The 16612-nt window shown below is 68.8% G+C and carries 16 protein-coding genes; 12 read left to right on the top strand and 4 right to left on the bottom strand.

What is annotated here, in order from left to right:
• Positions 1-29 precede the first annotated feature (29 nt).
• A complete protein-coding gene (locus ACGFI6_RS22660; protein WP_393121576.1) occupies positions 30-1112 on the bottom strand; it encodes a sensor histidine kinase in 1083 nt (360 codons plus the stop codon).
• A complete protein-coding gene (locus ACGFI6_RS22655) occupies positions 1105-1776 on the bottom strand; it encodes a response regulator transcription factor (RefSeq protein ID WP_393121574.1) in 672 nt (223 codons plus the stop codon). Before ACGFI6_RS22655 ends, ACGFI6_RS22660 begins: the two co-directional genes overlap by 8 nt.
• Positions 1777-1863: 87 nt before the next feature.
• On the opposite strand from ACGFI6_RS22655, the gene ACGFI6_RS22650 reads away from it, so the two are divergent.
• From ACGFI6_RS22650 to ACGFI6_RS22620, 7 genes are all read left to right on the top strand, one after another.
• Positions 1864-2454, top strand: coding sequence for a M15 family metallopeptidase (locus ACGFI6_RS22650; protein WP_393121572.1), 591 nt, complete (start codon positions 1864-1866; stop codon positions 2452-2454).
• A complete protein-coding gene (locus ACGFI6_RS22645; protein WP_393121570.1) occupies positions 2451-3566 on the top strand; it encodes a lipid II:glycine glycyltransferase FemX in 1116 nt (371 codons plus the stop codon). Before ACGFI6_RS22650 ends, ACGFI6_RS22645 begins: the two co-directional genes overlap by 4 nt.
• A 120-nt stretch (positions 3567-3686) precedes the next feature.
• Positions 3687-4244 carry a VanZ family protein gene (locus ACGFI6_RS22640; RefSeq protein WP_393121568.1) on the top strand — a complete coding sequence of 186 codons (558 nt, stop codon included), beginning with the start codon at positions 3687-3689 and terminating at the stop codon, positions 4242-4244.
• 9 nt (positions 4245-4253) lie between these two features.
• A complete protein-coding gene (locus ACGFI6_RS22635; protein WP_393121566.1) occupies positions 4254-5264 on the top strand; it encodes a D-isomer specific 2-hydroxyacid dehydrogenase family protein in 1011 nt (336 codons plus the stop codon).
• A complete protein-coding gene (gene vanA, locus ACGFI6_RS22630) occupies positions 5257-6330 on the top strand; it encodes a D-alanine--(R)-lactate ligase (RefSeq protein WP_393121564.1) in 1074 nt (357 codons plus the stop codon). The genes ACGFI6_RS22635 and vanA overlap by 8 nt, the downstream gene beginning before the upstream one ends.
• Positions 6327-6935 (top strand): D-Ala-D-Ala dipeptidase VanX, encoded by a 609-nt coding sequence (gene vanX, locus ACGFI6_RS22625; protein WP_393121562.1) that lies wholly within the window; start codon positions 6327-6329, stop codon positions 6933-6935. Before vanA ends, vanX begins: the two co-directional genes overlap by 4 nt.
• Positions 6932-7366, top strand: coding sequence for a GNAT family N-acetyltransferase (locus ACGFI6_RS22620; protein ID WP_393121560.1), 435 nt, complete (start codon positions 6932-6934; stop codon positions 7364-7366). The genes vanX and ACGFI6_RS22620 overlap by 4 nt, the downstream gene beginning before the upstream one ends.
• Here the strand turns inward: ACGFI6_RS22620 and ACGFI6_RS22615 are convergent.
• Positions 7347-8768 (bottom strand): PepSY-associated TM helix domain-containing protein, encoded by a 1422-nt coding sequence (locus ACGFI6_RS22615; RefSeq protein ID WP_393121558.1) that lies wholly within the window; start codon positions 8766-8768, stop codon positions 7347-7349. The two genes, ACGFI6_RS22620 and ACGFI6_RS22615, sit on opposite strands and share 20 nt — an antisense overlap.
• 152 nt (positions 8769-8920) lie before the next feature.
• Between ACGFI6_RS22615 and ACGFI6_RS22610 the strand changes: the two genes are divergently transcribed.
• Entirely contained in the window at positions 8921-9487 is a 567-nt protein-coding gene (locus ACGFI6_RS22610) for a hypothetical protein (RefSeq protein ID WP_393121556.1), read from the top strand.
• Positions 9488-9600: 113 nt separating this feature from the next.
• Positions 9601-10158: a sigma-70 family RNA polymerase sigma factor gene (locus ACGFI6_RS22605; RefSeq protein WP_393121554.1), complete on the top strand. Its 558-nt coding sequence runs from the start codon at positions 9601-9603 to the stop codon at positions 10156-10158.
• A 44-nt stretch (positions 10159-10202) separates the two neighbouring features.
• Here the strand turns inward: ACGFI6_RS22605 and ACGFI6_RS22600 are convergent, their stop codons facing one another.
• On the bottom strand, positions 10203-10793 hold the full coding sequence (locus tag ACGFI6_RS22600) for a DUF5134 domain-containing protein (protein WP_393121552.1): 591 nt from the start codon (positions 10791-10793) through the stop codon (positions 10203-10205).
• A gap of 139 nt (positions 10794-10932) precedes the next feature.
• Here ACGFI6_RS22600 and ACGFI6_RS22595 point away from each other — a divergent pair, with 139 nt between their 5' ends.
• From ACGFI6_RS22595 to ACGFI6_RS22585, 3 genes are all read left to right on the top strand, one after another.
• Positions 10933-12915 carry a cytochrome c oxidase assembly protein gene (locus ACGFI6_RS22595; RefSeq protein ID WP_393121550.1) on the top strand — a complete coding sequence of 661 codons (1983 nt, stop codon included), beginning with the start codon at positions 10933-10935 and terminating at the stop codon, positions 12913-12915.
• Between the two features lie 53 nt (positions 12916-12968).
• Positions 12969-15149 (top strand): heavy metal translocating P-type ATPase, encoded by a 2181-nt coding sequence (locus ACGFI6_RS22590; protein ID WP_393122516.1) that lies wholly within the window; start codon positions 12969-12971, stop codon positions 15147-15149.
• 120 nt (positions 15150-15269) lie between these two features.
• Entirely contained in the window at positions 15270-16427 is a 1158-nt protein-coding gene (locus ACGFI6_RS22585) for a heavy-metal-associated domain-containing protein (protein WP_393121548.1), read from the top strand.
• The last annotated feature ends 185 nt before the right edge of the window (positions 16428-16612 follow it).

Genomic DNA, 16612 nt, shown 5'->3' with positions numbered 1-16612 from the left:
CATTTGCCACGCCTCGGCGCTTCGGAGGATCAGGCGGGGAGTTCGACGGTGATGCGGAGGCCGCCCTGTTCGCGCGGGGTGACGGTGAGGGTGCCGTCGTGGGCTCTCGTGATGCTTTTGACGATGGCGAGGCCGAGGCCGACGCCTGCATGGTGATCGGTACGGATGCGTTCGCTGCCGCGCTGGAACGGCTCGACCAGCGTGGAGATCACGTGCGGAGCGAGCTGTTCGCCGGTGTTCTCCACGGTGAGGACCACGGTCGGTGTGTCGACGCTGGTGGTGACCCACACGCTGCCGTGGTCCGGAACGTTGTGGACGATCGCGTTGTGCACGAGGTTCGTCATCAACTGCATCAGGAGTGCGGGCGAGCCGACGGTCGGGGCCTGCTCGCCCGTGGTCTCGATCGTGACGCCGTTCTTCTCGGCGAGCGGGAGCAGCGTCTCGGTCGCCTCCTCCGCGATCAGTGACAGATCGACGCGTTCCCGGCCGAACGACCGCTGGTTGGCGCGGCTGAGCACGAGCAGCGCCTCGGTCAGATCGATCGCGCGGGCGTTGACTGCGCGCAGCCGATCGACCAGTACCTGGTTGTCACGGTTGTCGTGGTTCAGGTCGTTGCGGGCCACGTCGAGGAGCGTCTGCGTGATCGCCAGCGGCGTCCGGAGCTCGTGGGAGGCGTTCGCGGCGAACCGCTGCTGCTCGGCCACATGGGCCTCGAGCTGCGCGAGCATCGTGTCGAACGCGTCGGACAGCTCCCGGAACTCGTCCTTCGGACCGGGCAGCCGGATCCGGTGCGACAGCGACCCGGTCGCGGCGACCCGGGTCGCCTCGGTGATCTTCGTCAGCGGGTCGAGCATCCGGCCCGCGAGGATCCACCCGCCGACCAGGCCGAACACCAGCAGGAACGCCATCACCGCGGCCGAGATCGGCGCGAACGAACGCCACACCAACTGCGGGAAGGAGTAGGTCGTGGTCATGATCACTACACCACCGGACCGGAACTGCATCAGGCCGATCCAGGCGGCCCCGAGCAGCACAGCGCCGGCGACCATCAGGAAGGCCGCATAGCTGATCGCGAGCTTGAGCCGGACGCTGAAGCCAGGCTCCCTATCCATGGCCGGCGTCCTCGATGCGGTACCCGACGCCGGCCACCGTCGCAATCACCCACGGCTCACCGAGTCGCTTGCGCAGCGCGGACACCGTGATCCGGACGGCATTGGTGAACGGGTCGGCGTTCTCGTCCCAGGCGCGCGCGAGCAGGTCCTCCGCGCTGACGATGCCGCCCTCGGCCCCGACCAGGACCTCGAGCACGGCGAACTGCTTCCGGGTGAGAGCGACGTACCGCCCGTCGCGGAAGACCTCCCGGCGGAACGGATCCAGCCGCAGCCCCGCGATCTCCCGCACCGGCGGCCGGTTGTACGCACGCCGGCGGTCGAGCGCGCGCAGCCGCAGCACCAGCTCCTGGAACGCGAACGGCTTGGTCAGGTAGTCGTCGGCGCCGAGCTCGAACCCGGTGGCCTTGTCGTCGAGCCGGGACGCCGCGGTCAGCATCAGGATCGGCATACCGCTGCCGGAGGCAACGATCCGCGCGGCGATCTCGTCGCCCGACGGGCCGGGAATGTCGCGGTCGAGGACGGCGATGTCGTACGTGTTCACCTCGAGCAACTCCAGCGCGGTGTGACCGTCACCGGCGATGTCGGCGGCGATCGCCTCCAGGCGCAGGCCGTCCCGGATGGCGCCCGCCATCTCCGGTTCGTCCTCCACGATCAGCACCCGCACACTGACGATGCTACGGGGCGATCCATATCGCCCGCGTATCCAAAACCTGATACCGGGCGGCAACACGCCGTTGCCTTCACTGGTGAGATGACCGTCAGCCCATCGACCCGGCGGACCCGATCGACCATCCGCGCAGCCTTCCTGCTCGCGAACGTGGCCCTCGTCGGCGTCTTCATCCACCAGACGATGACCACGTCGATCCCGACCGCCGGCCGGGCCGGGCTCGGGGAGGCCGACGGGGCCGTCCCGGACGGCGTCACGGTCTTCGACGAGAAGGTTCCGGGCGTCGTCAACCTCGATCCCGAACTGCTCGGTGCGTTGCGCCGCGCAGCGCGGGCCGCCGCCGAGGACGGGGTCGTCTTCTACGTGAACAGTGGGTGGCGCTCACCGGCGTACCAGTCGCAACTGCTGCAGGAGGCGATCTCGAAGTACGGCTCCGAGCGCGAGGCTGCGCGCTGGGTGGCGACTCCGCAGAACTCGCCGCACGTGCAGGGCCAGGCCATCGACATCGGGCGCTCCGACGCCACCGCCTGGCTGGCCGAGCACGGCGCCGGGTACGGGCTCTGCCAGATCTACGACAACGAGCCGTGGCACTACGAGCTGCGTCCGGAGGCCGCGGAACACGGCTGTCCGCCGCGGTACGCCGACCCGACGCACGATCCGAGGATGCAAGGGTGACCCTCATTGTCGAGCCGATCGACGCCACCCAGCACCTCGGCTTCGTGGAGGCGCAGCAGTCGGTCAGCTTCTTGCAGACGCCCGAGTGGGGCCGGGTGAAGACCGAGTGGCGGCACGAGTCGCTCGGTTGGTACGACGGTGAGCAGCTCGTCGGCGCTGGGCTCGTCCTGCACCGGCCGGTTCCGCGGCTCGAGCGCTACACGCTCGCGTACCTGCCCGAAGGGCCGGTCATCGACTGGGCCGGTCCGCTCGATCGGTGGCTCCGCCCGCTGGCGACGTACCTGAAGGCACAGGGTGCGTTTGCGATTCGGCTCGGTCCTCCGGTTCGCACGGACAGCTGGAGCGCGGCGCAGGTCAAGCAGGGCATCGCGGACCCAGAGATCAGGCGGCTGCCGGACTTGCCCAGCGAGTACGTCGATCCGGTCGGTGCGCACGTGACGAGGCAATTGCGCGAGGCCGGCTGGCTGTCGCAGAGCCCCGTCGACGGCTTCGGAACCGGGCATCCTCAGTACACCTTCGAGTTGCCGCTGAACGGGTCCGAGGACGAGGTGCTGCGCGGGATGAACCAGCTCTGGCGGCGCAACCTCAAGAAGGCGGCGAAGGCCGGCGTCGAGGTTGTGGTCGGCGACGACCTGAAGGCGTTCCACGAGCTGTACGTACACACCGCCGAGCGCGACCACTTCACGCCGCGACCGCTGCAGTACTTCGAGACGATGTTCGCGGCGCTCCAGGAGCGCATCCGGTTGTACCTGGCGTACCACGAGGGCTCGCTGGTCGCGGGTGCCGTGCTGGTGCGGGTCGGCGTACAGGCCTGGTACGCGTACGGCGCGTCTGCCACCGCGAAGCGGGAGGTGCGCGGCTCGAACGCGTGTCAGTGGGCGATGATCCGCGACGCGTTGGCGGCCGGCTGCGGCGTCTACAGCCTGCGCGGCATCACGCCCACGCTCGACGCCGAGGATCCGCACCTCGGACTGATCCAGTTCAAGGTCGGTACGGGTGGCCAGGCTGCCCGGTACGTCGGCGAGTGGGACCTGCCGCTGCGGCCGCTCGTGTACCGGGCATTCGACGTCTACATGACGCAGCGCGCGCGGCGGCGCGGGCGCTCGTCCTGACATCGCTCGTCCTGACATCGCTCGTCCTGACATATCGCCGGTGTATCAAAAAACGCATACGCCGCCGCAACATCAGCTGAGGTTGGCTGGCGGGATGCCTTCATCCCTGTGCAGTCCGGCGTGAGACTGACCGGCCTACGCTTCTGGTTCGGCACCTACACCGGGCTCGCGGAGTTGATGGTGCTAGCCCTCCCCCTCGCCGCGTTGGTGGCATGGATCCTGGGCCGCCGGCGTGGCACGCGGACCGCGCTGGCCGAGGTCGGCATCGTCTACTGGACGGTGCCGTTGGTGTGGATGACGATGCTGCCGAACAGCAGAGCCGGGCTCGTCCCCGGCCGGGTCAGCCTGGTGCCGTTCCGCGATCTGGTCACGATGTCGCCGCCGCAGATTGTCGGCAATCTGCTGATCTTCGCCGCGGTCGGGTTCTTCGCGCCGCTGCGCTTCGCCGCGCTGGCCTCCGTCCGGCGGATCCTGCTGCTGGCCGCGGCCTGCTCGGTCACGGTCGAGGTCGCGCAGTACGTGCTGCAACTGGACCGGGTGTCGTCGGTGGACGACGTACTCCTCAACACCGTGGGCGCCGGGCTGGCAGCGCTCGCGTCGTACCGGTGGTGGCTGCGTCCGGCATGTCGTGGGCGTATGAAAAACCGGATACGTGCCCGCAACGCCGCCCGTTCTTGACTGGGAGGCATGAAACCAGCACGTACGGCGGAATTGCTGTCCTCCGGGCCCGTGCCGACGACCGGAATCACGATCTTCGGCTGTGCACCGGATGAAGCGGTCCTGTTCGAGGAACTGGCACCGCTGCTCGGCGTAGAACTGACGCTGAACCCGACGCCGGTCACCGCGGAGAATGCTGGCCTTGCCGTCGGCAACCGCTGTGTGAGCGTCGATCACAAGAACCGGATCAGCAATTCGGCACTCCTCGCACTGAGCCGCGCCGGCGTGACGTATCTGTCGACCAGAAGCATCGGCTACAACCACCTCGACGTGCGGTACGCGGAAAGCGTCGGCATCACCGTCGGAAATGTCGCCTACTCCCCCGACAGCGTCGCCGACTACACGCTGATGCTGATGCTGATGGCGGTACGGAACGCGAAGACCGTCCTGCGGCGCGCCGACGTGCACGACTACCGGCTCAGCGATGTCCGCGGGCGTGACCTGCGCGATCTCACCGTCGGCGTCGTCGGGACCGGGCGGATCGGCGCCGCGGTGCTCGACCGGCTGCGCGGGTTCGGGTGCCCGGTAGTTGCCTTCGACAAGCAGCCGAAGACGTCCGCGGACTACGTCCGGCTCGACGAGCTCCTGCAGCGCAGCGACATTGTCACGCTGCACACCCCGCTGACTCCGGACACACATCACCTGCTGGACGAACGTCGCATCGCGCAATTGCGGCCGGGCGCTTTCGTCGTCAATACCGGGCGGGGCGGCCTCGTCGACACGAAGGCACTCGTGGAAGCGCTGGAGCGGGGCGATCTGGGCGGCGCCGCACTCGACGTACTCGAGGGTGAAGAAGGCATCTTCTACGCCGATCACAGCAACAAACCGATCAGCAGCGGACTCCTGCTGCGATTGCAGGCGCTGCCCAACGTACTGATCAGTCCACACACCGCGTACTACACCGACCGCGCCCTGCGGGACATGGTCGAGAACTCCCTTGTCAATTGCCTGAATTTCGAAAGCAGGACGCAGCATGGCTAAGTTGAAGGTCGGCATCTTGTTCGGCGGGGTCTCCGAGGAGCACGGCGTCTCCGTGAAGTCCGCGCGTGAGGTCGCACAGCACCTCGATCCCGAGAAGTACGAGCCGTACTACATCGGCATCGCACAGAGCGGGGCGTGGAAGTTGTGCGACGGTCCGGACACCGACTGGGAGCAGGGCAAGCCGGTCGTGCTGTCGCCGGACAGCAGTGTGCGCGGTCTGCTCGTCCTGGAGTCCGACCGGCTCGGCTCGCGGATCCGCGAGGGGCAGTACCGGACGCTCAACCTTGATGTGATTCTTCCCGTCCTGCATGGCAAGCGCGGTGAGGACGGCGCGATGCAGGGCCTGCTCGAGCTGTCCGGGGTCCCGTACGCCGGCTGCGACATCCAGAGCTCGGTGCTGTGCATGGACAAGTCGCTGACGTACCTCGTTGCCCAGGGCGCCGGTATCGCGACGCCGAACTTCTGGATCGTCAGCGCGAAGGAGACCATCGACCCCGATCGGCTCAACTACCCGGTGTTCGTGAAGCCGGCCCGCTCCGGTTCGTCGTTCGGCGTCAGCAAGGTCAACCAGAAGGACGAGCTCGCGAACGCCGTCGAGACCGCTGCCCAGTACGACACCAAGATCCTGATCGAGGAGGCGGTCGTGGCCAGCGAGGTCGGCTGCGCGATCCTCGGCAACGATCCGGAGCTGACCGTCGGCGAGGTCGACCACATCGCGCTCTCGCACGGCTTCTTCAAGATCCATCAGGAGGACTCGCCGGAGAGCGGCTCCGAGAACTCCACTCCGATCGTTCCGGCCGACATCCCGGCGGAGGCGCGGTCGCTCGTTCAGCAGACTGCGAAGGCCGTCTATCGCGCACTGGGCTGCAGCGGGCTGGCACGCGTCGACCTGTTCCTCACCGACGACGGCTCGGTGATCCTGAACGAGGTCAACACCTTCCCGGGGCTCACCTCGTACAGCCGGTATCCGCGGATGATGACCGCGGCCGGCCTGCCGCTCGGCGAGGTGCTCGACCGGCTGGTGTCGGTCACCCTGTCGGGCACGCTGTCCGGGAGTCCGCGGTGAGCGCCGACCTGGTGTTCGTCGACGAGTTCGCCGCCGGGATCCGGTGGGACGCGAAGTACGCGACCTGGGACAACTTCACCGGGAAGCCGGTCGACGGCTACCTGGCCAACCGGATCGTCGGCACCCGCGCACTCTGCGCCGCGCTCGAGGTCGCGCAGCAGTTGGCCGAGCCGCTCGGCTTCGGCTTGCTGCTGTGGGACGGGTACCGCCCGCAACGGGCTGTCGACCATTTCCTGCGCTGGTCCGAGCTGCCCGAGGACGGCCGTACGAAGCCGCGCCACTACCCGAACCTCGACCGGACCGCGATGTTCGAGAACGGGTACGTCGCGACCAGGTCCGGGCACACGCGCGGCAGCAGCGTCGACCTGACGCTCTTCGACCTCGCGACCGGCGAACTCGCGGCGATGGGCGGCGACCACGACCTGATGGACTCGATCTCACACCACGGAGCCACCGGCATCACCCCCACCGAGGCGGCAAACCGCGAAACCCTGGCGTCCACCATGGAAGCAGCCGGCTTCAACCGCTACGACCGCGAGTGGTGGCACTACACCCTACGGAACGAGCCCTACCCCAACACCTACTTCGACCTCCCGATCACATGATCCGGCCGGCAACCCCCACCGATACCGCCGCAGTCAACGAGCTGCTCCAACAGCTCGGCTATCCCCAGGACGATCCAGGAGCCACAGGCGCCCGGATCCGTGCCTGGGCGGACGATCCGGCGAGCGCCGTCTACGTGGCCGATGCCGACGGCAACCTTCTCGGTCTGGTCGCAGTACATGTCGAGCCGTTCTTCCAGCTCTCCGGGTTCTCCGGGCGCATCGTTGCCCTGGTCGTCTCCGACCGCGCCCGCCGGCAGGGCGTCGCGACACAGCTGATGACGGCGGCCGAGTCGTTCGCCATCAGCCGGGGGTGCACGCGTTTCGAGGTCACCAGCGCCGACCATCGTACCGACGCGCACGAGTTCTACCAGCGTCGTGGCTACCTCAATCAGGCCGGCCGGTCGTCGCGGTTCATCCTCGTGGCCGGCTGATGTTGAACCAGGTTCGGAGGGTTGGGACGCGGCGTAGGAGGAGTTGGTCGAGGAGGAGGACAGCCGCGAGGGTGATGCCGAAGAGTGGCAGGAAGAGGCCCAGGGCGAGCACCAGGACGGCGAGGCCGGGCGTTGCCCGGAGGGGTAGGCGGCCGCGGGGTGCGCCGAGTGCGTTGCCTTTGGGGCGGCGGCGCCACCACATGAGCGGGCCGGTGACGCACATGAAGATCACACCGAGGCAGAACACCGTCGTCAGCCAGAAGTTGAGCAGGCCCAGCCGGCGACCCTCGTGCAGCGCGATGCCCTGCGACACCACCTTCGCGAGCGCCGGATAGTCGCGATAGCCGTACGTCGACACCACGCGACCGCCGTACTGGTCCACGTGCAGCGTCCGCTCCTGGGCGGGGTTGCTGAACGCGTACCCGATCGCGGAGAAGACGCCCGTGGTGCTGGTGGGCAGCGCAATCGTCATCGGACTCCGCAGACCGTTGCGCCGTCCGACCTCGATCGCCGTGTCGACCGTCGCGACCGACCCGGTCCGGCTCGCCGGATCCGACCGCGGTACTTCGGTCTTGCCCAGCGCCCACGGCACCGTGTGACTGTGCGGCAGCGACTCGTCCAGCGTCGACGTCGGGTTGGACAGCGCGCCCGGATCCTCGCCCCAGAACGACGTACCGTGGCTCGTCGCCAGCTCCTGGGTCTTAGCGCCCCAGAACCCGGTCCACGGCAGTCCGGAGACGATCAGGAACAGCAACCCGAGCCCGAGAACCGCGCCGGTCCGCCCATGCCGCGAACGCAGCACCGCACCCGCCGCACCGGCAGCCCGACGACGAGCCCGCGCCACCCGGCCGCGGATGAACAGGTAGTAGCCGGTCAACGCCATCACGAGCGCCCAGCACGCGCCGACCTCGATCACATAATCGCCCCAACGGCCGGCCATCAGCTCACCGTGCAGCAGGATCGCCGCGCCGGACAGCGTCCGGTCAGGGTTGAGCGACCCGAGAACCTTGCCTTCGTACGGGTCGACGTACACGTCACGTGATCCGGCAGCGGTGTCGACGGAGAACACGGTCGACCTGTTCGGCTTCGACGGCTCGGTCATCGAGACCACGGTCGCGCCGGGGAACGCCGCGCGGACCTCCTCGAGCTGTGACTCGTACGGCTGCGCCACCAGGCCGGCCGGCTGCTGCACCTTCATCAGGTCGGCGTGCAGGACGGGCTCGAGCTGGAACCGGAACAGGTAGATCAACCCCGTCGACGCCAGGATCAGCAGGATCGGGACGACCAGGAAACTCGCGTAGAAATGCCAGCGCCAGAACGCGCGGAACAGTCCCGTACCGCGGCCGCGCTTCCCGCGCTCCGGCGCCACGGTGCGGTCTTCCAGCTCCAGTACTGCACTCACGTCCACTCCTCGTCCGTGCCGCGGCTCAGTCCGCTGGGTCCGCACGGTTTCCGGTACAGGAGTCGGCCCGCGGCCCCGGCTGGTTCCCGGTGGTCCGTGTGGTGTGGGCCACAGGCGGGGCGTCGCGGCCGGGATGCGACCATGGCTCGGTCATGCACGAGAGCTGGGGATTCCGCGCCACGCGGGCCGCGACGTTCGCGGCTGTCTGCGTACTGCTCGCTGCCCTCGGCCACGTCCTGATGTCCGGGGCGAGCTTGCCCGGCTGGGCGATCCCGATGGCTTTCGCCTGGATCGCGACGATCGGCTGGATCCTGGCCGATCGAGAACGCGGTGTCGCGTTCGTCGTCGCCGGCACGCTGGCGATGCAGGCTGCGCTGCACACGGTGTTCACGCTCGCTCAGACCATGGCACCGGCCCACCAGGACGCCATGCACGACCATCACCTGACCGGTACGTCGTCATTCGGGATGCTCGGCGCGCACCTCGTGGCCGCGCTGTTGTGCGGCCTCTGGCTCGCGTACGGCGAGCGCGCCGCCTTCTCCGTACTGCGATCTCTGGCTGTCCGGGTACTGCGGCGATTGCGGCCCGTGCTCCGGACGCCGGCGATCCCGCTCCGGCCGCGCAACATCCCGGTCTACTCCCCCGCGCCGGTTCGAGAGCTCCTGCTCGCGCACGCGATCACGTCCAGAGGCCCACCCAGCGGACTCGCTGTTCGCTGACACCTCGGGTGCTGTGCACCCGGGATGCTGCCCGCTGTTCGGCGGGCCCTTCCCGTTGACCGGCAGCGCTTTCACGCGCCGCCGGTTCTGGACGTTCCAGAAGGACGCATGTCATGACTTCTGCCCTGTTCATTGACGGTGACGAGACCTCGACGCGGCTGGCGCTGGCCGCCCGTGACGGCGATCTCGTTGCCCTCGACAACTTCATCCGTACCCTGCGTCGCGACGTACGGCGCTATGTCGTGCACCTGTCCGCTGATCCGCAGGCAGCCGACGACCTGACCCAGGAGACGTTCCTGCGGGCGCTCAAGAGCCTGCACAGGTTCGAAGGGCGATCGTCGGCGCGAGTGTGGTTGCTGTCGATCGCGCGGCGTACCGTCGCCGACGATCTGCGCCGCCGGGCCGCACGACCGCGCATCTCGCAGCAGGACTGGCAGTTCGCCGCCGAACGATCCCAGCCGCGAGGCCTCCCTGGCTTCGAGGACCGGATCGCGCTGGGCGAGTTGCTCGACGCACTGCCCGGAGATCGTCGCGAGGTGTTCGTACTGACGCAATTGGCCGGCGTTCCGTACGCACAGACCGCGGCCCAGCTCGGTTGCCCGATCGGCACGGTGCGGTCCCGCGTCGCCCGCGCCCGAACGGACCTTGCCGAACTCCTGGCAACCGCCTGACCCGCTTGAGTACAGCCCTCCGCCGGGCACTCCCGGCGGAGGGCCTACAGCGCGGGGATCATGAGTGCGAGCATGGCCGCCATGCCGCCGGAGGCCAGGCCGTGGCAGCAGCAGAGAATCCGGTGGCCCGGCGACCGCACCACGCGGACGAACCACCATCCCGCGGACAGCGCCAGCAGCCCGGCGACCGGCCAGCTCAACAACGTGCCCCACGCCTGCCCGCCGGTGTGAACCATCCCCGGCATCTCAGCCATCTGAGGCATCCCCGGCATGTCCGACATCCCGGACATGCTCGACATCCCGACAGCGAGCATCCAGACCATGCCCAGATTCATCCCGCCGTGCAGCAGTGCGGCCGTCCGCGCGGTGACGTCGTGCGAGCGGGACAGGTCGCGGAAGAACACCAGCGCCAGTCCCGAGAACGCGACGATCTGCACCCACGTGGATCCGGTCGCCGAAGGCCACCACACCATCAGCAACATCGCCGGACTCATCAGCACATGGTTGACGTCCACGACCAGGTCCATCCCGCGACCGCGCCCGGCCGCGACGCGCCACAGGCAGTACAGACCGGAGACGACGAAGACAGCCGTCAACGCAACCGACCAGGCGATCGGGATCATGCCGTGTGACATCGCGGCGGGACCTTCCTCGGGAGTGGCGACCGTACTGACAACTCCACAACCGCCCGGGAAGTTCCGGGAACTCTTCCGCTCGCTGCTTCGTACTCAAGGGTTGGGGGCACAAGGCAATCGAATGCATCAGGAGAGACGTGTGGCACCGACACGGCACCGGCCGTGGCTGATTCGGTACGTCGTTCTGCTCGGCGTACTGGCCGTCGCCGTACCGCTCGTCGCGACCGCGGTCATGGGACCGGACAGCTATCTGCGGATCGCCCGTGACGACCCCGGACGCCTGACCGGCCTCATCGCGACGTTCGTGCGCGCTGTGGCCGATCTCTCGTCGCTCGTCACCGTCGGCGCACTGGTCTCGGCACTGGTCGCGGGCAAGCTCCGGCCGGTTCAGGACGCGGCCGCCCGCCGGCAGCTCGACGTCGCGGAGTGGTTCGAACCCATCGTCGTACGTCGGGCCGCAGCCTGCTGGGTGATCAGCTCCGGGCTGCTCATCGCGCTCGATTCGGCCGACTCGAACGGTTACGCGCTCGGCCGGATCGTCGACCCGCAGGCGTTGTGGTTCGCGATGTTCTCCGGCGACGCGGGACGGTCCTGGATGGTGACCTGCGTCGCAGCGATCATCGTGCTCGTCACGAGCGTGCTGACCGTCCGCTGGATCGGGTACGCCGTCGCGCTCTGGGCGGCACTCGTGGGTTCGCTGGCGCCGGTGATGGTCGGGCAGATCCTGGTCGGGCCGCGGCACGACTTCGGGAGCGACTCCGGCATCTACCAGACCGTCGCGGGTCAGATCCTCCTCGGCATGGCTGTCGTCCAGACGCTCCGGGTCGCCACCGGACGCCGGCCGCGAGTGCTCGACCGAGTGCATTGGCGCAGTACGGCGACGGTGCTCCTTGCTGTCCTGGTGGTCACCGAGGGCGTGCTGCTCTGGTTCAAGCTCGCCGGCTCGTCGCCGTTCGCCGACGCGACCGGTTGGCTGAGCCTGACGCAATTCGTGGCGCTCGGTCTGCTCGGTGCAGGTCTGACCGCAGTACACCGCGGCAGGATCACGGCAGGTGTCAGCCTCTTGGCGGGTGGGACCTCCGTCTTCGTCGCGGCCGGCCTCGCGATGATGCGGATCCCGCCGCCGCAGTTCTTCGTACCGACGTCGATCAGCCAGATCTTCTTCGGCTTCGACCTGCGAGTCCCACCGGGACTCGCCTCGCTGGCCGGGCACTGGCGACCCAACCTGCTGTTCGTCGTCGCCGCGGCCGTGGCGGTCGCCTGCTACCTGGCGGGTGTCCGCCGGCTGGCACGGAAGGGCGAGCGGTGGCCGGTCGGCCGGACCATCGCGTGGGTGCTCGGCTGGCTGGTGATCGTCGTCGTGACCAGCTCCGGCCTCGGCAAGTACTCCGGCGCAGATTTCGCCGTGCACATGGCCGTACACATGTCCTTGAGCATGGTGGCGCCGATCCCCCTCGTCCTCGGCGGCCCGATCACGCTCGCACTGCGCGCGTTGCCGGCCGCGGCCAAGGACGCGCAGCCCGGACCGCACGAATGGGTGCTCGCCGTTCTGCATTCGCGCCCGTTGCAGGCGCTTTACCACCCGCTGTTCGTCTTCGCCGTCTACATCGGTTCGTACTACGTGCTGTACCTGACGAACGCGTTCGGGACGCTGATGCGATTCCATTGGGCGCACCAACTGATGAACGTGCATTTCCTCGTGGTCGGCTGCCTGTACTTCGGTCTCGTGATCGGTGTCGACCGCACGCCGCATCAGCTGCCCTCGCTGGCGAAGCTCGCCGTCCTGCTCGGCGCGATGCCGTTCCACGCGTTCTTCGGCGTGATCCTGATGTCCGACGGCGCCATCATCGGCGACTCGTTCTACCAGCACCTCGAGCTGCCCTGGAAGCCCGACCTCGCCGCGACCCAGCACGTCGCCGGCGGCATCGCCTGGGCCGGCAGCGAGATCCCGCTGCTGATCGTCGTCGTGGTCCTGGCGCTGCAGTGGGCGATCCAGGACGGCCGGGCCGCGCGCCGCATCGACCGGCACCTAGACAACGGCCTCGACGATTCGTACGACACCTACAACGCGATGCTCGAGCGGCTGGCCCGGCGCACCGAGACCACCAAGGAGCACCGGTGACCCTGACCGAACAGGAACCACGGACCGCGACGGTCGAGCTCCTCGTCGGCGGCATGACCTGCGCCGCCTGCGCCAACCGCGTCGAGCGCGCGCTGAACAAACTCGACGGTGTCACCGCCAGCGTGAACTACGCCACCGAGCGAGCCATCGTCACCGGCTCCGGTCCGGATCTCACCGACCGGGCGACGACGGCGGTCGACCGCGCCGGCTACCAGGCGACGATCCGCGATCCCGAGACCGGCGACGAGCTCGCCGAGCAGCTGTCCGCCCGCCGCATCACCGCGCTCCGGCGCCGTCTCGTGGTCGCGACCCTGCTAGCGATCCCACTGATGGACGCGACGATCGTGCTCGGCGCCTTGCCGTCGCTGCGCTTTCCGGGCTGGGACCTGATCTGCCTGCTGGTGGCGCTGCCGATCGTCACCTGGGCGGCGTACCCGTTCCACCGGGCGACCGTCCGCAACCTGCGGCATCGCGCGGTCAGCATGGACACGCTCGTGTCGCTCGGCATCGCGGTCTCGTTCGGCTGGGCCGCGGTCGCGGTGGTGTGGCCCGGTAGCGCGAGTACGTCGGCCGGACTGGGTTCGATCCCGCTCGACACCGGCAGTCTGTACCTGGACGTCGCTGCCGGGATGACGGTCTTCCAGCTGGCCGGACGGTACTTCGAGACGCGGTCACGCCGGCGCGCCGCCGATGTCTTCGGCGCTCTGAGCCGGCTCGCCACGCCGATTGCCCGCGTCCTGCGGGACGGCGACGAGGTCGACGTACCGACCGGTGAAGTGGTCAAGGGCGACACGGTCGTCGTCCGCGCGGGCGAGATCATTCCGGTGGACGCGAAGGTGCTGGACGGGACGGCTGCCGTCGACACCAGTGTGGTCACGGGCGAGCCGATGCCACGGACGGTCGCCAAGGGCTCTCAGGTCGTGGGTGGCACCATCAGTACGGACGGACGGCTCGTCCTGACCGCGACCGCGGTCGGGGTCCACACCCAGCTCGCGCAGATGGCCGCGATCGCGGAGCAGGCGCAGGAACGCAAGGCCCGCATCCAGCACACGGTCGACCGGATCATCGTCTGGTTCGTACCGTCCGTGATCGCGCTGGCCCTCGCCGTCGCGGCCGGCTGGGCGCTCGCCGGCTCGTCCGTCACCCAGGCCGTCGGGACCGGGATCTCAGTACTGGTGATCGCGTGCCCGTGTGCTCTCGGACTCGCCACTCCGACCGCTCTGATGGTCGGGATCGGCCGGGGCGCGACGCTCGGCATCCTGATCAAGGGTCAGGACGCGCTCGAGGCGAGCGGGGTGATCGACACCATCGTGCTCGACAAGACCGGCACCCTGACCACCGGTGAGTTGGCGATCGACGACCTCCGGCTCACCGCGGAGCTCGACCGGGGCGCTGTCCTCACGTACGCGGTGTCCGTCGAGCACGGCTCCGAACACCCGATCGCCCGGGCGGTCGAGGGTCTCGCGACGGCAGAGGGCGTGGCTGGGCGGCCCGTCACCGACTTCGCCGTGCACCCGGGGCGCGGTGCCACCGGCCGGGTCGACGGGCATCACGTTGCTGTCGGCAACGGTGCTTTGCTGCTCGCCGAAGGAGTGCCCGATCTTGCCAGCAGCAATGACCGGCAGGCGTCGGTGGTTCACCTGGCGGTCGACGGGCGGCTGGTCGCGACGTTCGGGCTGACGGACAGTCTTCGTCCGACGGCGGCCGGGGCGATCGAGGCGCTGCACCGGGAAGGTCTGCGAACGATCCTGCTCACCGGTGACTCCGAGGCCGCCGCGCGGGTGGTCGCGCAGGAGCTCGGCATCGACGACGTACGGGCCGACGTACTGCCTGCGGACAAGGCCGCCGTCATCGCGCGGCTGCAGGCCGACGGCCATCGGGTTGCAATGGTCGGCGACGGCATCAACGACGCGGCCGCACTCGCGACTGCCGATCTCGGCCTCGCGGTGGTCACCGGCACCGACATCGCGCTGAAGTCCGCCGACATCGTGCTCGTCCGGGAGGACCTCGGTGCGGTTCCCGACGCGATCGGGCTCGCCCGGCGGACCCGCCGGACGATCCACCGGAACCTGATCTGGGCGTTCGCCTACAACCTCGCCGCCGTACCGGTCGCCGCCGCAGGGCTGCTCAACCCGCTGGTCGCTTCCGCGGCGATGTCGCTGTCGTCGTTGTTCGTCACGTACAACAGCCTCCGCCTGCGGAACTTCGGCCGCACGCCGGACCTGGAGCCCTGATCAACCATGATCAACCTGGACACGCGGCGCCGCCCACGCCGGACCGCGATTCCAGCGAGAATGGTTGGTGCCGGTGGAGCGCGGCCTCGGAGTGGTTCTCGTGTCAGCGGGAGGTACGGCGTGGGTGCACCGGACCTGGTTGCTCCGGACGTGCGACGGTACGACCGGGTTGCGGCGGCAGGCATCCTTGCGCGCGTCGCCGGGCAGTTCGACCAGGCGTCTGCCGTACGGCATTTCCCGCCCGCGTTCCACGTCGAGCCTGAACTGACACCGTTGACGCCTGCCCCCGGCAGCCACCTCACACCGGCGCAACTCAAGTACCTGACCTCGCGCCTGCAGCCGTGCGAACCGAACCAGGTCACCAGCGCGACTCACCGACTGCTATGGCAGGACACCGACGGCACCGCCAACGTCGCGCACTGCGGACCCGACGGCCCGCTCGTCGCGGTGGTCGCTCGCGAGACAGTCCTCGTACTGCGCCGCGCCCTCGCCGCCGACGCCCAAGTCCACCACCGAGCCGCCGCACTCTCCCCCGACGACCGGGCCGTGATGGCCGCGACAACGACCGACCAGGACCCCGTCGAGATCCTGAACGTCGGCTTCGAGACGACCGCCCGCGCCCTGATCCAGCACTCCTGGCTCGACACCCGTCGTACTCCCGCCGAACTCGCCCGTGAACTACGCGTCTCCGGGCTCTTCACGGTCGTCGCGAACACCTGGTTCTGGGGACTGCAGTCCGAGACGTACCGCCGAGGCATGATCCCCGTAGCCCTCGAGGACCGCCCCGACGGCAGGCTCGCCTACTCGGCCACCACCCGGATGACGCTGCGCGCTCTGAAGGACGCCGCCATCGCGCGTCCTGATCACGATGCCGGCGTCGCACACCAGTACGAACCATTGGCGTACGGCGAGATCCCGCGCTGCCTGGCCAACGTGCCCACCACCACAACCGGCGAGCGCTCCACACTGCTCGCCCCGCTCGTCGCCCTCTTCGTCGAGACGTACGTCCGCCTGCTCGACGTCGTCCGTGTCTCCGGCAATCCCGATCCTCAGGAGGAACCCAGCGTGTCCGAGGTGTTCGAAGTCCCCGACATGACCTGCTCACACTGCACGAACACGATCACCGGCGTCCTCGAGTCGCACGGCGCGACCGTCGCCGGCATCGACCTCGACTCCAAACAGGTCACCGCGGACTTCGCGTCCGCCGAGGCCCGCGAACAAGCCTTCGAAGCCATCCGCGACGAGGGCTACACAGTCGTCCCACCCGCCACCGCCTGACGCCCGCGGGGCTGCTATCTGCGACTCAGACGCAGTTGCAATTCAGTCGCAACAAGCGCAAAGTGTTGGCTGCATTTCGCGGCGACGGCGCCGCGATCGTCACCTTTCCGTCCGAGGAGAACCCGGTGACCGAGTCCACCAGCGCCACGTCGCGGCCCGCGGCGTTCCGGCGCCGGCGGCGCGGC

Source organism: Kribbella sp. NPDC048928 (genome assembly GCF_043197975.1).
Lineage (GTDB): Bacteria > Actinomycetota > Actinomycetes > Propionibacteriales > Kribbellaceae > Kribbella.
Note: the sequence above shows the minus strand (reverse complement) of the source record. Positions and strands in the feature narration are given on the sequence as shown.

What these genes read in the sequence shown, in the direction of transcription:
- ACGFI6_RS22660 (WP_393121576.1), bottom strand. Translation starts at nt 1,112, where the DNA reads ATGGATAGGGAGCCTGGCTTCAGCGTCCGGCTCAAGCTCGCGATCAGC.
- ACGFI6_RS22635 (WP_393121566.1), top strand. Translation starts at nt 4,254, where the DNA reads ATGAAACCAGCACGTACGGCGGAATTGCTGTCCTCCGGGCCCGTGCCG.
- vanA (WP_393121564.1), top strand. Translation starts at nt 5,257, where the DNA reads ATGGCTAAGTTGAAGGTCGGCATCTTGTTCGGCGGGGTCTCCGAGGAG.
- ACGFI6_RS22600 (WP_393121552.1), bottom strand. Translation starts at nt 10,793, where the DNA reads ATGTCACACGGCATGATCCCGATCGCCTGGTCGGTTGCGTTGACGGCT.
- ACGFI6_RS22590 (WP_393122516.1), top strand. Translation starts at nt 12,969, where the DNA reads ATGACCTGCGCCGCCTGCGCCAACCGCGTCGAGCGCGCGCTGAACAAA.
- ACGFI6_RS22610 (WP_393121556.1), top strand. Translation starts at nt 8,921, where the DNA reads ATGCACGAGAGCTGGGGATTCCGCGCCACGCGGGCCGCGACGTTCGCG.
- ACGFI6_RS22605 (WP_393121554.1), top strand. Translation starts at nt 9,601, where the DNA reads ATGACTTCTGCCCTGTTCATTGACGGTGACGAGACCTCGACGCGGCTG.
- ACGFI6_RS22650 (WP_393121572.1), top strand. Translation starts at nt 1,864, where the DNA reads ATGACCGTCAGCCCATCGACCCGGCGGACCCGATCGACCATCCGCGCA.
- ACGFI6_RS22620 (WP_393121560.1), top strand. Translation starts at nt 6,932, where the DNA reads ATGATCCGGCCGGCAACCCCCACCGATACCGCCGCAGTCAACGAGCTG.